Raw genomic sequence first — 16,379 nt, forward strand, 5'->3', positions numbered from 1 at the left:
TTATTCAGGATTTCGGTGATGGCCGGGCCCGGCGCAATGCGCCGGACCCGCTTCGATCAGTTCGAAAGCGCGAATGTTTCGAGCTTGTCGGCGTTCTCGCCATTGATCAGGACGCAATCCATCAGCTGCTTTTCAGGTTGGCCGGTGGAGCCGGTTTTGATGTACTGGTCGGCCTGCTCGACGGCGAGCTGTGCCTGGCGGTAGGCCGGCTGCAAGACGGTCGCCTTGATGCCGCCCTTCATGATCGAATCGCGCACATCGTTGGAACCGTCGAAGCCGACGACGATGACGTCGGTGCGGCCTGCTGCTTCCAGCGCGGCCCATGCGCCCATGGCCATGGTGTCGTTGCCGGAGATCACGCCCTTGATGTCGGGATTGGCCTGGAGGATGGTTTCCATCTTCTCATAGGCTTCGGTCTGCGACCAGTTAGCCGATTGCTGGGCCACCATTTCGAGATCCGGATACTGGTCGATGATGTCGTGATAGCCCGAGGAGCGGATGCCGGCATTGGTATCGGCTTCGCGGCCGAGCAGTTCGACATAGGGGCCTTCCTCGCCCATCAGCCTGACGAATTCCTCGGCGCCGAGCTGCGCGCCCTGATAGTTGTTGGAGACGATCTGGCTGACGGCGATGCCGCTTTCCTTGATCTCGCGGTCGATCAGGAAGGACGGGATGCCCGCATCCTTGGCGCGCTGCACCGGCGCGACCGAGGCATCGGCGCCGGCATTGTCGAGGATGATGGCGGATGCGCCGCGGGCGATCGCGGTATCGAACATTTCCGACTGCTTGTTCGGATCATCGTCATGGACCAGGATCAGCGTGTCATAGCCAAGCTCCTTGGCGCGCGCTTCGGCGCCCACGGCCTCAGCCTTGAAGAACGGGTTGTCGTGGCTTGGCGTTATGATCGCGATCAGGCCTTCGGCATGGGCAAAGGCGGGAAGGGCCGTCGACAAGGCGAAGGCCGCCAGAAACAGGCGTCTCTTGATATTCATAGGTTTTCTCCTCCATCAGTCCATCCCCCATGGATGGCTATCTCCCTGGATCGGACAAACCCTGTGGTATGATAAATCATTTGTCAACAGGTATGATGAGCATTACAGATGAAAACCTGTAAGCGGCCGTTTTCGGTGTTCGGGCCGGCGGAGCGTGATGGAGGAACACATGAACGAAGACTTTATCCGGGTTACCTATCGCATCGAATGCGCCGGTAGCATCGAGGCGATGGCCGCCAAGATCGCCTCCGATCAGTCGACCGGCACCTTCACCGAATTGCCGGGCGAGACCGATGCGGTGCGCAAGCGCTGCGCCGCCCGCGTCGAGACAATCGCGCCGCTCTGCGATACCGAGACGCCCGGCTTCCCCGACAATGAGGGAAAAGGGCCATACCACCGCGCGGACGTGACGATCGCCTATCCGCTGGAGGCGATCGGCACCGATATCGCCGCGCTGATGACGATCGCGATCGGCGGCGTGTTTGCAGCGCGCGGACTGTCGGGCATCCGGGTCATGGATATCGATCTGCCTCAGGCGTGGTCCTGCCACCCCGGTCCGCAATTCGGCATTGCCGGATCGCGCCGGCTGATGGGGGTCGAGAGCGGCCCGATGATCGCCTCGATCATCAAGCCCTCGCTGGGGCTTACCCCGGAGGACACTGCTGCGGTGGTGAAGACGCTCTGCGAAGCCGGCGTCGATTTCATCAAGGACGACGAGAAGATGATGAACCCCGGCTACGCGCCGCTCACGGCGCGGGTCGACGCGATCATGCCTGTCATCAAGGCGCATGCCGAGCGTACCGGCAAGCAGGTCATGTACGCCTTCGGCATCTCGTCCGCCGACCCGGACACGATGATGGAAAACCACGACTATGTGGTGAAGAACGGCGGCAATGCCGCGGTCGTCAACATCAACTCGATCGGCCATGGCGGCATGTCGTTCCTGCGAAAGCGCTCCGCGCTTTGCCTGCACGCCCACCGCAATGGCTGGGATATCCTGACCCGCCACCCTGCGCTCGGCATGGAATTCAGGGCCTATCAGAAGATCTGGCGGCTGCTTGGAGTCGACCAGTTCCAGATCAACGGCATCCGCGCCAAATATTGGGAACCCGACGAAAGCTTCGTCAAATCCTTCCATGACGTGATGACGCCGATCTTCTCCAAGGATGACCGACCGCTGCCCGTGGTCTGCTCGGGACAGTGGGGCGGACAGGCGGTCGAGACCTATGAGCGCACCGGCCGCACGCTCGACCTGATGTATCTCGGCGGCGGCGGCATTCACGGTCATCCGGGCGGCCCGGCCGCCGGCGTGCGCGCCATCCGCCAGGCCTGGGAAGCGGCGGCGTCGGGACAATCACTGGAAGCCTATGCCGCCAGCCATCCGGACCTCGCCGCCTCGCTTGAAAAATGGGGCTAGAGCCCTTCAGGCTTAAATGGAATCCGTTCTGTTTGCCCAAACCGGTCATTCCACGCGAAGAAGTCCGCGCGGCATGGCCATAGCTATGGCGAAGGGCTTCGACAAAGTGGAGGGCCGGTTTGGGCAAACCCGCAAGGGCGGCATTCCATGATCTTCTGATCATGGAATGAACACGCCCGCGATTGAGTCGGTTCAGCGCGTCAAGCGCGCTGAACTGGGCGGCATGAATTTGCGCCATTACCGGCGGTCTTCGGCTTGGACATAGCGACGGCTATGCCCTGCGCCAAAGCCCTTGGTCCTGGCGCAAATTCCTTGCCGCAGAACGCTTCCATTTCAGCCTGAAGGGCTCTAGGCCTCGGCGACGCGCGCGGGGTAAATCTCGAACGCTTCGTGGGTGTCCGCAGGCCCTGAACCTCAGATATTGAGGAAGAGTCCGCTTTTTTGTCCAAAGCTTGGGAGCGCGAGCCCGTTAGATTTGACGAGCCCGCTGGCACGAACCGAACCGATGGAGGCGCTTTCACCTTGGTAATGGCGCTCTCTTCACGCCGTTCATGCCGATGCGGACCTCTCCGAGCGCGGTCAGAGGGAAAGCTGCGGCGTGATGACGAACTATCTCTACGATCTGGCGCGCATCGAGCAGAACCGCGAGCGTTTTGCCAATCAGAGGCGCTGGCGCGCAACAAGGACGCAGGCCGAACCTGGTTTATCCCTTCCGTCAAAATCGTGCGGCCTCGCTATCCGTTTCCGACATAGCGCGCGAGCTCTTCGGGGGATCCGTCCGGAAAGGCCTCCCGCAGATGGTCGAGGAAGGCGGAGACGCGGGCGCTGAGAAGCCGGCGGCTGGGATAGAGCGCCCAGAGCGCGATCTCCGATCCCTCCACGTCGCCCCAATGGTCAAGCCGCCCGGCGGCAAGATCGTGGCTGACAAGGGAAATCGGCAGGCGTGCGACCCCGGCCCCCATCCGCACGGCGTCGCGGACCATGGGGAGCGAGGACAGGCTCAGGACGGGCCGGACGGCGATCGCGGATGGTCCCCCCGCCGTCGCCACATGCCAGGTTTCGCTTTCTTCGGCCCGACCGCGCACCACGGCCGGAGCGGGAGCGCCCTCGGTTGACGGCTTCACCTCCGGGCTTGCCACGACCACAAGCCGGTCGCGGAGGAAGGCCCGGCCGACAAGGCTCTCGTCCGGATCGGGATTGACCCGGATCACAAGGTCGTAGGCTTCCTCGACCATGTCGACGGGCCGGTCTTCGGTGGTGACCTCGAGCCGCACCTCCGGGTGCTTCAGCGCGAAATCCGCGGCAAGCTTTCCCATGGCGGTTTGCGAGAACAAAAGCGGCGCGCTGATCCTGAGGCGCCCGCGCGGCGTCTGGCCGCGCGATGCAATGGCCGAGGCCGTTTCTTCGAGATCGGTGAGGAGGGCGGAGGTTCGTTCGAACAGCGCGCGCCCCTCTTCGGTGAGTTTCAGGGCGCGGCCGCCGCGCTCGAACAGGCGAAGATCCAGGCTCGCCTCCAGTTCCGAGACCCGGCGCGACAGCGTCGCCTTGGGGCGGCCGCTCGCCCGCGCGGCCCGGCCAAATCCTTCATGCCGGGCGACAAGATTGAAATCGGCAAGGGCGAGAAGATCCATCTGTTCCACCTGTGAGACAGTGCGTCCAAAATTGATGTCTATCAGAATGAATTCGGATCACCGATCTTGCAAGTGTCTTCAACACCAAACCGGAGTTTCTCTCATGACCATTCTTGTAACCGGTGCGACCGGCAATGTCGGGCACAATGTCGTCGATCAACTCGTGAAACGGGGCGCGGATGTGCGCGTCCTGGTGCGCGATCCCGCCAAGGCAGACTTTCCGGCGGGCGTCGCCGTCGTCAAGGGCGACCTGCTCGACGTCGGCTCGCTGCGCGAGGCCTTTTCCGGCGTCACCTCGCTGTTCCTGCTCAATGCCGTGGTGCCGGACGAATTCACCCAGGCGCTGATCGCTCTCAACATCGCCCGCGAAGCCGGGATCGAGCGCATCGTCTATCTCTCGGTGATCCACAGCGACCTCTATGTGAACGTGCCGCATTTTGCCGGCAAGTTCGGTGTCGAGCGGATGATCGAGGCAATGGGAATGCACGCGACCATCCTGCGCCCGGCCTATTTCATCGACAATGAAGTGATGATCAAGGACGTAGTGACCGGCTACGGCATCTACCCGATGCCGATCGGCACCAAGGGGCTCGCGATGGTCGATGCCCGCGACATCGGCGAAGTCGCCGCGATCGAGCTTATCCGCCGCGAAAACGCACCCGACCCGCTGCCTCTCAACCGCATCAACCTGGTCGGCCCGGAAACGCTGACCGGTCCCGACGTTGCGGCGATCTGGAGCGAGGTGCTCGGCCGCGAGATCGCCTATCCGGGCGAGGATTTCGCCGGTTTCGAGCAGAACATGCAGCAGGCCATGCCAAGCTGGATGGCCCTCGACATGCGCGTCATGGCCGAGCGCTTCGTCTCCGACGGCATGGTGCCGGAAGAGGGCGACGTCGAGCGGCTGACGACCATGCTCGGCCGCCCGCTCCGCACCTATCGCGACTTCGCCGCGCAGATCGCCGGCTGACCCCTCACACTCAGGAGACGTATCATGATCTATTCGACCGCCACCGTTCCGGTAAACCCGGCCGGCGAAATCAGGCTCACCCGCGAACAGGCCTGGAAGGGCCTGGAACTGAAGGCCCGCGATGCGCGCCTGTTCCTGCCGGAGGGCCTTTGCACACGCTGCGACGTCAGCGCGGAAAGCGCAACCCACTTCGTGCGCGACGCAACGATCGCCGGAGCGGACCTGCGCGAGATCATCGTGCTCGAGCCTCTGACCAAAGTCACCTTCTTCCAGGCGACCGGCCCGCGCGAAGGCGCGATCATCAACGAGCTGTTCGAGGATGAGGCGGGCACGTTGTGGCTCAAGTTCTACTGCTATCTCGGCCTGCGCGACAAGGCGCCGGACGGCCCCGAGGAACAGGCCGAGCAGGCGCAGTTCGACAGCGACAAGGGCTACAAGGCCGCGCTGCTGTCGACGCTCAAGCGCACCCGCGAACTCCTCGCCGAAGGCCGGCTCTGACCCTGGCAACAACCATCAACCGCGGGAGCGCCGCAAGCAAGGCGTCCCGCTTTTCGAAAGAAAACGTCATGGAAAACTCAATATCGACCCAAAGAGTTGCGTCCCATCCGAAACTGCTCGTCCTCGGCGCCACCGGAGGCACCGGCCGGCTGATCGTCGCCCAGGCCATTTCGCGCGGATACGACGTCACCATTCTCGCCCGCAATGCCGAAAGGGCCAAGGGGCTGGAAGGCGCGAAGCTCGTCATCGGCGACGCCCTCGATGAGACCGCGCTGCGGTCGGCGCTTGAAGGGCAGGATGCCGTGATCAGCGCGCTCGGCACGCCGGCAAGCCCGTTTCGCGCGGTGACGCTGCTCTCCGCCGCGAGCAAGGTGCTGGTCGCGGCGATGCAGGATCAGGGCGTCAAAAAGCTCGTCGCCATCACCGGAATGGGCGCGGGCAAAAGCCGGGGGCATGGCGGCTTTGTCTTCGACCGCCTCATCATGCCGCTCCTGTTGCGGAAGGTCTATGCCGACAAGAACCGGCAGGAAGACGTCATCCGCACGAGCGGCCTGGACTGGGTGATCGTGCGCCCCTCGGTCCTGAACGACAAGCCGCCGCGCGGTAGCGTCCGCGCCCTGCTCGATCTTGAAGGCTTCAACGGCGGAACGATCGCCCGCGCCGATGTCGCCGACTTCGTCCTCGATCAGGTGGAAAGCGATGCCTTCAAGGGAAAGACGCCGCTTGTGACATGGTGATGCGTGAGAGGGGCGCGGAAGTCGCGTGTGAGCGCCGGTTTCAGACATAAATCGACATCAACTGAAAGCGCACATCTAGGACATCAGCGCCGTGATGAACTGCGGGCCGGGGGAGGGGAACTTGTCGATCTGTTCGCGTGCGAGGCCTTCATCGGTGATGATGGTGTCGATGGCATCGATTGCGGCGGTCTTGTGCAGGGCGCGTTCCATGAAACGGCTGGAATCGGCCATCAGGATGACCCGGTTTGCAGCCGCGATCATGGCGCGCTTCAACTGGACCAGTTCCAGCAGGGTTTCCGAAACGCATTGCTCGTCAATTGCAGCTGCGGACATGAAGAACAGGTCGCAGCGAATGTCGGCAAGGAAACTCAGGCCCGGCTCGCCGAGAAGGCTGAAGGAGCCGAACCGGCATGCCCCGCCGGGGACGATCAGCTTGATGTTCGGCTTGTAGGTCAGCACCTGGGCGACATGGAGGTCGTTGGTGATGATGGTCAGCGGTATATCGAGGCTGGCGATTTCTTCCGCCAGCAGGTGACAGATGACGGCGCCGGTGTCGATCAGCAGGGCCTGATCGGGCTCGATAAAGCGCAAGGCCTCGCGCACGATCCCCTGCTTTTCCTCAAGCGCGGTGCGGCGTGCGAGATCCGTTGAAGGCTCGTAGGTCGCGCGCGAGCGGATGCTGACGGCGCCGCCATGGGTGCGCTTCACCAGCCCTTCGGAGGCCAGAAGGTCGAGGTCGCGCCGGATCGTCGACACGGAGATGCCGAACATGCGGGCCAGATCCTGGCTGGTGCCGGCCTGGTTGCTCTTGAACCAGTCCACCAGTTGCTGGCGGCGCTCGGCCGGCAGGAGTTCTTCCGTGTTGTTGTCGTCGTCCAAGTTCCAGCCTTCAGGTCGAGTGTCTTCAAGGTTCCGCAGAGGCGGTGTCACAGGGTATTGGGCAACCAAAGCACAATCTGCGGGAAAACCGCAAGCAGGGCGGTACCGATACACAACAGCAGAAAAAACGGCAAGGCGGCGCGCACGGTCTTGCCGATGGTCTCCCCGGTCAGCGCCTGCAGAATGAAGAGGTTGAGGCCCACCGGCGGGGTAAGCGCGCTCATCTCGATCATGATGACGAGGTAGACGCCGAACCAGAGCGGATCGAAACCGGCATGCACGATCAGGGGCACGGCGATCGGGACGGTCATCACGGTCATCGACGTGCCGTCGAGGAACATGCCGAGCACGATATAGAGAACGGCGAGGATCAGCAGAACGCCATAGGGCGACAGGTTCATCGCGGCGATGCTTTCGGTGATCATCGTCGGCAGGTGCATGTAGGCGATCGCAGACGACAGGAAGGCCGAGGCCGCGATCAGCATCAGGATCATCGACGAGACGCGGATCGTGCTTTTCAGGCTGTCAATCATCAGCTGCCAGGCGAACTGCCCGGTTACGAGCGTGATCACGATCGCGCCGAAGACCCCCACCGCGGCCGCCTCCGAGGGCGTGGCGACGCCGGTGTAGATCGCGCCCAGCACGATCGTCATCAGCACCAGGATGGGGACCAGATCCAGCAATCCTCTCAAGACCACGCTCCACGATACCGGCTCGCCATGGGGCGGTGCCACCGAAGGGCGGATGAGCGAGACGAGGGCGATGTAGCCGGAGTAAAGCGCCGCCATCATCACGCCGGGCAGGAGGCCGGCGGCAAACAGCTTGGCGATCGAGACCTGGGCCAAAACGCCATAAACGATCATCGCGATGGAAGGCGGAATGAGCAGCCCGAAGCTTCCGGCGCCAGCCAGCGAACCGGAGGCGAGCGAAACGTCATAACCGCGCGCCTTCAGTTCCGGAATGGTGATCTTGCCGACCGTGGCGGTTGTCGCCGTCGACGAACCCGAGATCGCGGCGAAGATGGTGCAGCCGATGACATTGGTGTGCAGCAGGCCGCCGGGAATGCGCGAAACCAGCGGCGAAAGGCCGCGGAACAGGCGGTTCGAGATATCCGTGCGGAAGATGATATCGCCCATCCAGATGAAGATCGGGATGGCGGCAAGCTCCCACGACACGGCAGAGGACGATACGACCTTGGTGGCGATCGAGCCGATCCGGACCCAGCTGAAATCGAGCGCGAAATACATCGCGCCGGCGCCGACCAGCATCAGGCCGGCGAAGATCCACGTGCCGGCGCCGAGGAAGAGGACGAGCAGCAACAGCAGCGTCAGGACGGACATTGAAACGGACATGGCTTGCGTTCCTCGGCTAGAGCGTCAGCGCGCGCTCGTCGGCATGACCGACGGCGAGAAGCCTGAGGATGCGCACGAAAACCTGAAAGGCCATCAGAGACAGGCCGATCAGAAAGAAGCTTTCGGGGATCCACATGGGGATGGGAAGATAGGTTTCGGAAACGGTGCCCCGGCTCCAGTTCTTGAACACGGACTTCCACTGGTACCAGGCCATGAACAGCATCAGCGCCTCGACAGCGACGAGCGTGAAGAACTCGCACATCCATGCCAGTTTCGGTCCGGCCCGATCGGTCAGCACCTTGACGCGGATCATGAAGCCTTCCTCCAGCGCCCAGGCCGCGGACAGGAAGCCGACGGCGGCAACGCCGTTGCCGACCAGCGAGTCGGCCATGAAGGTCGATTTCGAAAACAGCCTCAGGCAGATCTCCAGAAGCGTGAATGCGGTCATCAGGACCAGGATGCAGGCGGCAATGACCGCCGCCGTCCGATTGAGGATCGTCGAGGCGTGCGCAATCAGCCGCAACCATGTCGGATCATCGCTCGCCTCGCTCATGTGATGTGAATGCGGTTCTTCAAGCGCCATGATCGTCTCCGCTGCAGCGGGCAATCACAGTCTTCGTGCTGCAAGCCCGCTGATTGAAATGCATCAGACAGCCCGCCCCATAGCAGGAGCGGGCCGCAGGAGGAGAGATATCAGCCTGCCTTCAGCGCATCAAACCTGGCCAGCACATCAGCGCCGCGGGATCCGGTTTTCGCCACCCAGTCCTCGCGCACGGCAGCGCCGGCGGCATTCAGCGTCGCGAAGACGTCGTCCGGCACATCGGCCGCCGTGGTGACGGTCATGCCGTGGTCGCGCAGGATCGTGTAGGAAGCCTCGATGCTGTCGGTCATGATCTGCCAGTTATAGGCGTCGCAGCTTTCCGTGATGCCGAGCATGGCGTCCTGGACATCCTTCGGCAGGGCGTCGAACGCATCCTTGTTCACATGGCACATGAACAGGCCCATGGCATAGTTCAACTCGGTGAAATCGCTGAGATAGTCCCAGAGCGAAAGCTGCACGCCGCCATCGGCCGAGGTGAGCACAGCGTCGATCGCGCCGGTCGAAAGCTGGGGGATCAGATCGGACCATGCGATCTGCAGCGGCGCCGCGCCCGCCTTCATCAGCGTCTGCGTGCCGTTGACGTCGTAGGTGCGGATGCGCAGGCCGTTGAGCGCGTCCATGGATGTGATCGGCCGGTCGGCGAAAATGCCGGATGGCGGGTTCGGCATCGCCCACAGCAGGACCATGTTATTGTCGGCGAAGATCTTTTCATATTCCGGCCGGGCCGCCTGCCACAGCAGATAGGCTTCCTTTGGCGTCTTGGCGATGAAGGGCAGGGAGGACAGGTTGAACAGCGGATCGATGCCGCCGAGCTGGGTCATCAGGGTCACGGCGGTCTGCACCGCGCCATCCTGCACGGCGTCGAACTGGTCCGCCGACTTGTAGCCGAGCGCGCCGCCGCCCTGATAGGTGATGGCGATCTGGTCGCCGACCTTCTTCTGCAGCTCGGTCAGGAAATATTTCGACGCCTTGCCCGAAAGGGCGTCGGCATTGTACTCGTCCGCCATATCCCAGCGAATGGTCGAGGCGGCGAAGGCGCGATTGCCAAGGGCGCCAATCGCACCGGCCAGGGCGGCATTGCGCATCAGCGTACGTCTTGTGATGGTCATTCGGTTCCCCTTTCGTAAGGCTTTGCGCCCGCCCGCTGTTCGGCCGGGCACCGAGACGTTTTCGTTCTTCGGATTTGGCAAGGTAAGCAGCCTTGGCAAAAACTGTCAATCAAAAACGCATAAAAGATCATCTTTTCTGAAGAATAGCGCGTTTTGGTGCGCGGTTTGATGCATTTTTGCCCGATATTTTGATCTCTCTGTCGATTGACGGTTGCTATCTCACCGTAAATCGACCATAAAACGCCATATAAGCGCATAAAGCGGCGAACGACCTTCTGATAACGTTTCAAGAGAATTCGATACATGCATACTTCACCACAGGACGCGCCGGTTATCCTGATATCCGGCGCCAATCGCGGCATCGGCGCGGCGATCGTCCGGGATCTGCTTCAGCATGGCTACCGGCTTTCGCTCGGCGCGCGCGATGTTGCCAAGCTCGAGGCCCAGTTCGGTGCGCCCGGCGACAGGCTGGGCTATCACCGCTTCGATGCCTTCGAGCCGGAGACGGCGAAAGCGTGGGTCGACGAAACGGTTGCCCATTTCGGCCGCATCGACGGCCTCGTCAACAATGCCGGGAGCGGCGAGCAGGTGCAGCTTACCGATGACAATGAGGAGGCGCTGGACCGGCTCTGGGCCGTGAATGTCAAGGCGCCGCTCCGGCTGACGCGGCTGTGTCTACCGCATCTGGAAGAAACCGGTCGCGGCCGGATCGTCAACATCGTTTCGATGTCCGGCAAGCGGGTGCGCAACGGCTTCGTTGGCTACAACATGACCAAGTTCGCGGTCATGGGGCTGACCCACACGACGCGTCATGTCGCCTGGGAAAAGGGCGTGCGTGCCACCGCGATCTGCCCAAGCTTCGTGCGCACTGAAATGAGCTCCTACACCAGCAAGGTCAAACCCGAGGACATGATCCAGCCGGAAACCATGGCCGAACTGGTGCGCACCGCGATCGAGCTTCCCAACAATGCGGCGATGGCGGAAATGCTGGTCAACTGCCGCCTCGAAGACATGCTCTGAGGAGAGCGCCATGCCGGTTCCGAATTTGCAGCGTCCGGGCTTTGCCGCGCCTCTGCCCGAAAGTGCTGATGTCGTCGTCATTGGCGGCGGTATTGCCGGGGTGACGACCGCGCTGTTCCTCGCCGAGGCCGGGGTCAATGTCGTGCTCTGCGAAAAGGGCACGATTGCCGCGGAACAGAGCTCGCGCAACTGGGGCTGGGTGCGGCAGATGGGGCGCGATCCCAAGGAATTGCCGCTGACGATCGAAAGTCTCAACCTCTGGCGCGATATCGACCGGCGTTTCGGCATCGAGACCGGCTTCCGCGAAACCGGCATCACCTATGTGTGCCGCACGAAAGCGGAGATCGCCGAATTCACCGCCTGGGAGAAATATGGCCGCGAGGCCGGCATGCCCTCGACGCTTCTCGATTCCGCCGGCCTGCAGAAACTGCTGCCGGGCATTGCCGCGCAATATACGCTGGGGCTCCATACTGCCAATGACGGCCGCGCCGAGCCGGAACGGGCCGTGCCGCAGATGGCATCGGCCGCCGTGCGTCTCGGCGCGACGATCACCGAAAACTGCGCCGTGCGCGGGATTGAGACGGCGGGCGGTCGCATCAGCGGCGTTGTGACAGAAAAGGGGACGATTGCAACGTCGAGCGTCGTCGTCGCGGCGGGCGCCTGGTCGCGTCTCTTCCTTGGCAATCTTGGGCTCGATTTCCCGCAGCTGAAGCTGCTCGGCACGGCCGCACGGATCGAAAGCGATGGCGCCGTGCCGGACATGCCGGTCGGCGGCGGCGACTTTTCCTTCCGCAAGCGTCTCGACGGCGGCTATACCATCGCCCAGCGCAATGCCAATGTCGCGCCGGTCACGCCGGACAGCTTTCGCCTGTTCTTCGACTTCCTGCCGACGCTCATGACGAGTTGGCGGGAGCTGAAGCTGCGCGTCAACGGCCAGACGGTGAGCGAACTGAAGATGCCGCGCCGCTGGTCGCTCGACCAAGTCACACCCTTCGAGGCGATCCGGACGCTCGATCCTGTCCCGCATGCGCCGTTCAACCGCAATGCGGTCCGCAACCTGACGCGCGCCTTTCCGGCCTTCGCCGATGCCCGCCTGACCCATAGCTGGGCCGGCATGATCGATGCGACGCCGGATGCCATTCCGGTCATCGGCCCGATTGCGGCCGTGCCCGGCCTCTATCTGTCATCGGGCTTTTCCGGCCACGGCTTCGGCAGCGGGCCGGGTGCGGGCCGCCTGATGGCCGAGATTGTCCGCAATGAAAAAACCTGCGTTGATCCGGCGCCTTTCCGGTATGAACGCTTTTCGAAGACTGCCAAGGCCGCCTGAAGAGCGGCGCGACGGCACGGCGCGCAGGCGGAAAAAAGGTGCAGACCTTTTCGTCCGCAATGCGCGTCAAAACAAAGGGAACACGATATGGCCTGGAGAATCGGCGTCGATTCCGGCGGAACATTCACCGATGTCTGTCTCTTCAATGATGAGACCGGAGCAATCGAGATCTGGAAGGTCTCGTCCACCCCGGACGATCCGTCGCGGGCGATCGCCCAAGGCGTGGTCGAGGGGCTGGAAAAGGTCGGCGCGACGGCCGGTGATCTCGCCTTTCTCGGCCACGGCACCACGGTCGCCACCAATGCGCTGATCGAACTGCGCGGCGTGAAAACGGGCCTCGTGGTGTCCGACGGGTTTCGCGACCTGCTCGAAATCGGCCGCCAGAAGCGTCCGAACCTTTACGACATGTTCGCCGAAAAGCCGGAACAGCTCGTCACCCGCGACCTGCGCCGGGAGGTGCCGGAGCGGCTGAAGGCGGACGGCAGCGTCGCCGTGCCGCTCGACGAGGATGCGCTGCGCGACGCCTTCCGCGCGCTTGCCGCCGAGGATATCAAGGCGCTGGCGATCTGCTTCCTCTATGGCTTCCTCAATACCGCGCATGAAGAGCGCGCGCTCGCGATCGCGGCGGAGGAACTGCCGGAGGTGTTCGTCTCTACCTCCCATGCCGTCGCGCCCGAGTTCCGCGAATATGAGCGGCTGTCGACCACGGTGGTCAACGCCTATCTCGGCCCGGTGATGCAGCGCTATATCCGCCGGCTGAAGGATAGGCTCGCCGAAGTCGGCCTGAAGGTTGCGCCGCAGCTCACCCAGTCCAACGGCGGCGTCATCGGCTTCGATCAGGCGAGCAGCCTGCCGGTGCGCACCGTGCTCTCCGGTCCCTCGACCGGCGTCGTCGGCGCCCAGGCGATCGGCAAGATGGCCGGTTTCGACAACATCATCACCTTCGATGTCGGCGGCACCTCGTCCGACGTGGCGCTGCTGCAGAACGGCGTCTGCCAGCTCACCGGCGAGGCCGATGTCCACGGCTACCCGATCAAGGCGCCGATGCTCGACATCCACACCGTCGGCGCCGGCGGCGGCTCGATCGCCCATGTCGATACCGGCGGCCTCCTGAAGGTCGGGCCGCGTTCGGCCGGCGCCCATCCGGGCCCGGTCTGCTACGGGCTCGGCAATGAGGAGCCGACGGTGACCGACGCCAATATCGTGCTGCAGACGCTGAACCCGGTGGAAATCCTCGGCGGCCGCATGAAGGTGCGGCATGATCTGGCGCTCGCCTCGATCCAGCGGCTGGCCGACAGGCTCGGCGTCGGCGTGATGGAAACGGCGCAGGGCATTATCTCGGTCGTCACCGCCAATATGGCGAAGGCGATCCGGGTGATCTCGGTCCAGCGCGGCCATGATCCGCGCGACTATGCGCTGATGGCCTTCGGCGGCGCCGGACCGCTGCATGCCGCACGCCTTGCGCGCGAGCTGGACATGAAGACGGTGATCGTGCCGCTGACGCCCGGAACGCTCTGCGCGCTCGGCCTGCTGCTGACCGACCTGCGTTCCGACTTCGCCCTGTCGCGGCTGATGCAACTTTCAGAGGCCGCGCGCCCCGCTCTGGAAGAGGGGTTCGCGACGCTTGCCGAACAGGCCGATGTCTGGTTCGCTGCGGAAAACATCGCCGGGGATCGCCGTGTCATCACCCGCACGGTGGACATGCGCTATGCCGGGCAGAATTACGAGCTTTCGGTCACGGTTCCGGCCGGACCGATCACGGCGGAGACCTTCACAGCGCTCGAGAAGGGCTTCGAGGCGGCGCACCGCCAGCGCTTCGGCTTCATCGCCGAGGGCGAGCCGATCCAGCTCGTCACCCTGCGCGTCGAGGCCGCCGGCATCGTCGACAAGGCCGAATTCCAGCGCCAGGACGATCACGGGCCCGATGCCTCGGGCGCGAAGATCGGCGAACGCGATGTGTGGATGTCGGAAGCCGGCGGTTTCGTCACCTGCCCGGTCTATGAGCGCGGCCTGATGAAGGCCGGCAATGTCATCACCGGCCCGGCGATCGTCGAGCAGATGGACACGACCACCGTGCTGCTGCCGGAGATGACCGGCACGGTCGATCCCTATCTCAATCTCATCCTGGAGGTTTGAACGATGACCGCCATCGATCCCATCACAGTAGAAGTCATCGGCTCGGCGCTGCAGTCCATCGTCGAGGAGATGGGCGAGGCGCTGGTGCGCGCCTCCTATTCGACCAATATCAAGGAGCGCCGCGACTGCTCGACCGCGCTGTTCGACCGCCACGGCAACACGCTTTGCCAGGCCGAGCATATCCCGATGCATCTCGGCTCCTTCCTCGGCGTGATTGGCGCGATCTACGGTCGGTTCAAGATGAACGACATCAAGCCTGGCGATGTGTTCATGGCCAATGACGCCTATGCCGGCGGGGCGACCCATCTGCCGGATATCGTGCTCGCCGAGCCGATCTTCGTCGCAGACACGCTGGTGGCCTGGGCCGTCAACACCGCCCACCATTCGGATTTCGCCGATCGCGGCCACGAGCATATCTATCAGGAAGGTCTGCGCATTCCGCCGGTCCGGCTCTATCGCGAGGGCGTGCTGAACCAGGACCTGCAGGAAATGTTCCTGCTCAACTGCCAGGTTCCGCGCGAACGCCTCTCAGACCTGCGCGCCCAGATGTCGGCCAACCGGCTCGCCGTTCAGCGCATGCAGGATCTCTGCGGCAAATACGGCACGGACAAGGTGCTGGCCGCCGGCGAGGCGTTGCAGGATTATGCCGAGCGCAAGATGCGCGCCGGCATTGCCGCCATTCCGGACGGCACCTACAGCTTCTCCGACCAGTTCGACTCGAACCAGCGCGGCGACCGGATCCGGCTGTCCGTCGAGATTACCATTGCCGGCGACGAGATGACCCTCGCCTTCGACGGTCCGCCGCAGCTTCGCGCCGGGCTGAACCTGATCTACACCTCGCTGCTGGCGGCGAGCTATTTCGCGGTGAAGTCGGTCGTCGATCCGACGATCCTGCCCAATGCCGGCCTTGCCCGACCGCTGACGGTGACCGCGCCGAAGGGCTCGATCCTCAACTGCGAGCATCCGGCGGCGGTCGATGGCCGCATCGCGGCGGCCCAGCGGGTCTGCGACCTCGTCTATGGCGCGCTCGCCAGGGCGCTTCCCGGCAAGGTCATGGCCGCCGGCAATGGCTGCTGCACCGGGGCGATCTTCAACGGCACCCATGAGGACGGCTCGATCTGGGTCTATCTCGAAACCATCGGCGGCGGCGGCGGCGCGCGACCATCCTCCGACGGGCTTTCGGGCATTCATGTCAGCCTCACCAACACCTCGAACCTGCCGGTGGAATCGCTGGAGCTCGAATATCCGCTGACGCTGCTGCGCTACGAACTGGTGGATGATTCCGCAGGCGCCGGCACCTGGCGTGGCGGCATGGGCGTGCGCCGGGTCTACCGCGCGGAAAAGGCCTGCCGGTTCACCGTCGAGGGGTCGCGGGTGGCTTCCGAGCCCTGGGGCCTTGATGGCGGCACCTCCGCACGGGGCACCGTGCTCGACTTCGGCGACGGCCGCACGGATTTCGCCGGCATGGTCGACCTGAAGCCCGGCCAGATCGTCTCCATCACCACGCCCGGCGGCGGCGGTTACGGCGATCCGGCGGGCCGCGATCCGGCGGCCGTCCGGCGCGACCTTGCCGAAGGGCGCATCAGCACGGCGACGGCGGAGCGCTTTTACAAGCAGTAATCGCCCGGCCGGCATTTCATCCGATTCCCATCCTCGTCGCAGGCGGCAGCGCCTGCGGACACTCTTCCTTTGTCCTTCTCAAACTCAAACCGA

The 16,379-nt window shown here is 63.7% G+C and carries 14 protein-coding genes; 8 read left to right on the forward strand and 6 right to left on the reverse strand.

What is annotated here, in order from left to right:
• Positions 1 to 56: 56 nt before the first annotated feature.
• Positions 57 to 992, reverse strand: coding sequence for a D-ribose ABC transporter substrate-binding protein (locus Mame_RS23810; RefSeq protein ID WP_018064061.1), 936 nt, complete (start codon positions 990 to 992; stop codon positions 57 to 59).
• 169 nt (positions 993 to 1,161) lie between these two features.
• Here Mame_RS23810 and oiaX point away from each other — a divergent pair, with 169 nt between their 5' ends.
• The gene (oiaX, locus tag Mame_RS23815) at positions 1,162 to 2,409 is read left to right on the forward strand and encodes a 3-oxo-isoapionate-4-phosphate decarboxylase OiaX (protein WP_018064062.1); all 1,248 of its coding nucleotides are present in this window, start codon (positions 1,162 to 1,164) and stop codon (positions 2,407 to 2,409) included.
• A gap of 734 nt (positions 2,410 to 3,143) precedes the next feature.
• Here the strand turns inward: oiaX and Mame_RS23825 are convergent.
• Entirely contained in the window at positions 3,144 to 4,040 is an 897-nt protein-coding gene (locus Mame_RS23825) for a LysR family transcriptional regulator (protein WP_018064064.1), read from the reverse strand.
• Positions 4,041 to 4,143: 103 nt separating this feature from the next.
• On the opposite strand from Mame_RS23825, the gene Mame_RS23830 reads away from it, so the two are divergent.
• The 3 genes from Mame_RS23830 (at position 4,144) to Mame_RS23840 (ending at position 6,242) form a co-directional block, all read left to right on the forward strand.
• A complete protein-coding gene (locus Mame_RS23830) occupies positions 4,144 to 5,007 on the forward strand; it encodes an SDR family oxidoreductase (RefSeq protein ID WP_018064065.1) in 864 nt (287 codons plus the stop codon).
• A 24-nt stretch (positions 5,008 to 5,031) separates the two neighbouring features.
• On the forward strand, positions 5,032 to 5,505 hold the full coding sequence (locus Mame_RS23835) for an AtaL-like protein (RefSeq protein WP_018064066.1): 474 nt from the start codon (positions 5,032 to 5,034) through the stop codon (positions 5,503 to 5,505).
• Between the two features lie 68 nt (positions 5,506 to 5,573).
• A complete protein-coding gene (locus Mame_RS23840) occupies positions 5,574 to 6,242 on the forward strand; it encodes an NAD(P)-dependent oxidoreductase (RefSeq protein WP_018064067.1) in 669 nt (222 codons plus the stop codon).
• 75 nt (positions 6,243 to 6,317) lie between these two features.
• On the opposite strand, the gene Mame_RS23845 is transcribed toward Mame_RS23840, so the two are convergent.
• The 4 genes from Mame_RS23845 to Mame_RS23860 form a co-directional block, all read right to left on the reverse strand.
• Entirely contained in the window at positions 6,318 to 7,121 is an 804-nt protein-coding gene (locus tag Mame_RS23845; RefSeq protein ID WP_018064068.1) for a DeoR/GlpR family DNA-binding transcription regulator, read from the reverse strand.
• Positions 7,122 to 7,168: 47 nt separating this feature from the next.
• Positions 7,169 to 8,473 (reverse strand): TRAP transporter large permease, encoded by a 1,305-nt coding sequence (locus Mame_RS23850; protein WP_018064069.1) that lies wholly within the window; start codon positions 8,471 to 8,473, stop codon positions 7,169 to 7,171.
• A gap of 16 nt (positions 8,474 to 8,489) precedes the next feature.
• On the reverse strand, positions 8,490 to 9,056 hold the full coding sequence (locus Mame_RS23855) for a TRAP transporter small permease (RefSeq protein WP_018064070.1): 567 nt from the start codon (positions 9,054 to 9,056) through the stop codon (positions 8,490 to 8,492).
• Between the two features lie 110 nt (positions 9,057 to 9,166).
• Positions 9,167 to 10,183, reverse strand: a complete 1,017-nt coding sequence (locus Mame_RS23860) for a TRAP transporter substrate-binding protein (RefSeq protein WP_018064071.1) — start codon at positions 10,181 to 10,183, stop codon at positions 9,167 to 9,169.
• Positions 10,184 to 10,486: 303 nt separating this feature from the next.
• Here Mame_RS23860 and Mame_RS23865 point away from each other — a divergent pair, with 303 nt between their 5' ends.
• The 4 genes from Mame_RS23865 to Mame_RS23880 all read left to right on the forward strand — a co-directional run bounded on the left by Mame_RS23865 (position 10,487) and on the right by Mame_RS23880 (position 16,286).
• Positions 10,487 to 11,203 (forward strand): SDR family NAD(P)-dependent oxidoreductase, encoded by a 717-nt coding sequence (locus tag Mame_RS23865; RefSeq protein WP_018064072.1) that lies wholly within the window; start codon positions 10,487 to 10,489, stop codon positions 11,201 to 11,203.
• 10 nt (positions 11,204 to 11,213) lie between these two features.
• A complete protein-coding gene (locus Mame_RS23870; protein WP_018064073.1) occupies positions 11,214 to 12,530 on the forward strand; it encodes an NAD(P)/FAD-dependent oxidoreductase in 1,317 nt (438 codons plus the stop codon).
• 87 nt (positions 12,531 to 12,617) lie between these two features.
• Positions 12,618 to 14,666 (forward strand): hydantoinase/oxoprolinase family protein, encoded by a 2,049-nt coding sequence (locus Mame_RS23875; RefSeq protein WP_018064074.1) that lies wholly within the window; start codon positions 12,618 to 12,620, stop codon positions 14,664 to 14,666.
• A gap of 3 nt (positions 14,667 to 14,669) precedes the next feature.
• Positions 14,670 to 16,286 (forward strand): hydantoinase B/oxoprolinase family protein, encoded by a 1,617-nt coding sequence (locus Mame_RS23880; RefSeq protein WP_018064075.1) that lies wholly within the window; start codon positions 14,670 to 14,672, stop codon positions 16,284 to 16,286.
• Positions 16,287 to 16,379 lie beyond the last annotated feature (93 nt).

The organism is Martelella mediterranea DSM 17316 (assembly GCF_002043005.1).
GTDB lineage: Bacteria > Pseudomonadota > Alphaproteobacteria > Rhizobiales > Rhizobiaceae > Martelella > Martelella mediterranea.

Coding starts and splice junctions, on each gene's coding strand:
- Mame_RS23810 (WP_018064061.1), bottom strand. CDS start 992: ATGAATATCAAGAGACGCCTGTTTCTGGCGGCCTTCGCCTTGTCGACG.
- oiaX (WP_018064062.1), top strand. CDS start 1,162: ATGAACGAAGACTTTATCCGGGTTACCTATCGCATCGAATGCGCCGGT.
- Mame_RS23825 (WP_018064064.1), bottom strand. CDS start 4,040: ATGGATCTTCTCGCCCTTGCCGATTTCAATCTTGTCGCCCGGCATGAA.
- Mame_RS23830 (WP_018064065.1), top strand. CDS start 4,144: ATGACCATTCTTGTAACCGGTGCGACCGGCAATGTCGGGCACAATGTC.
- Mame_RS23835 (WP_018064066.1), top strand. CDS start 5,032: ATGATCTATTCGACCGCCACCGTTCCGGTAAACCCGGCCGGCGAAATC.
- Mame_RS23840 (WP_018064067.1), top strand. CDS start 5,574: ATGGAAAACTCAATATCGACCCAAAGAGTTGCGTCCCATCCGAAACTG.
- Mame_RS23850 (WP_018064069.1), bottom strand. CDS start 8,473: ATGTCCGTTTCAATGTCCGTCCTGACGCTGCTGTTGCTGCTCGTCCTC.
- Mame_RS23855 (WP_018064070.1), bottom strand. CDS start 9,056: ATGGCGCTTGAAGAACCGCATTCACATCACATGAGCGAGGCGAGCGAT.
- Mame_RS23860 (WP_018064071.1), bottom strand. CDS start 10,183: ATGACCATCACAAGACGTACGCTGATGCGCAATGCCGCCCTGGCCGGT.
- Mame_RS23865 (WP_018064072.1), top strand. CDS start 10,487: ATGCATACTTCACCACAGGACGCGCCGGTTATCCTGATATCCGGCGCC.
- Mame_RS23870 (WP_018064073.1), top strand. CDS start 11,214: ATGCCGGTTCCGAATTTGCAGCGTCCGGGCTTTGCCGCGCCTCTGCCC.
- Mame_RS23875 (WP_018064074.1), top strand. CDS start 12,618: ATGGCCTGGAGAATCGGCGTCGATTCCGGCGGAACATTCACCGATGTC.
- Mame_RS23880 (WP_018064075.1), top strand. CDS start 14,670: ATGACCGCCATCGATCCCATCACAGTAGAAGTCATCGGCTCGGCGCTG.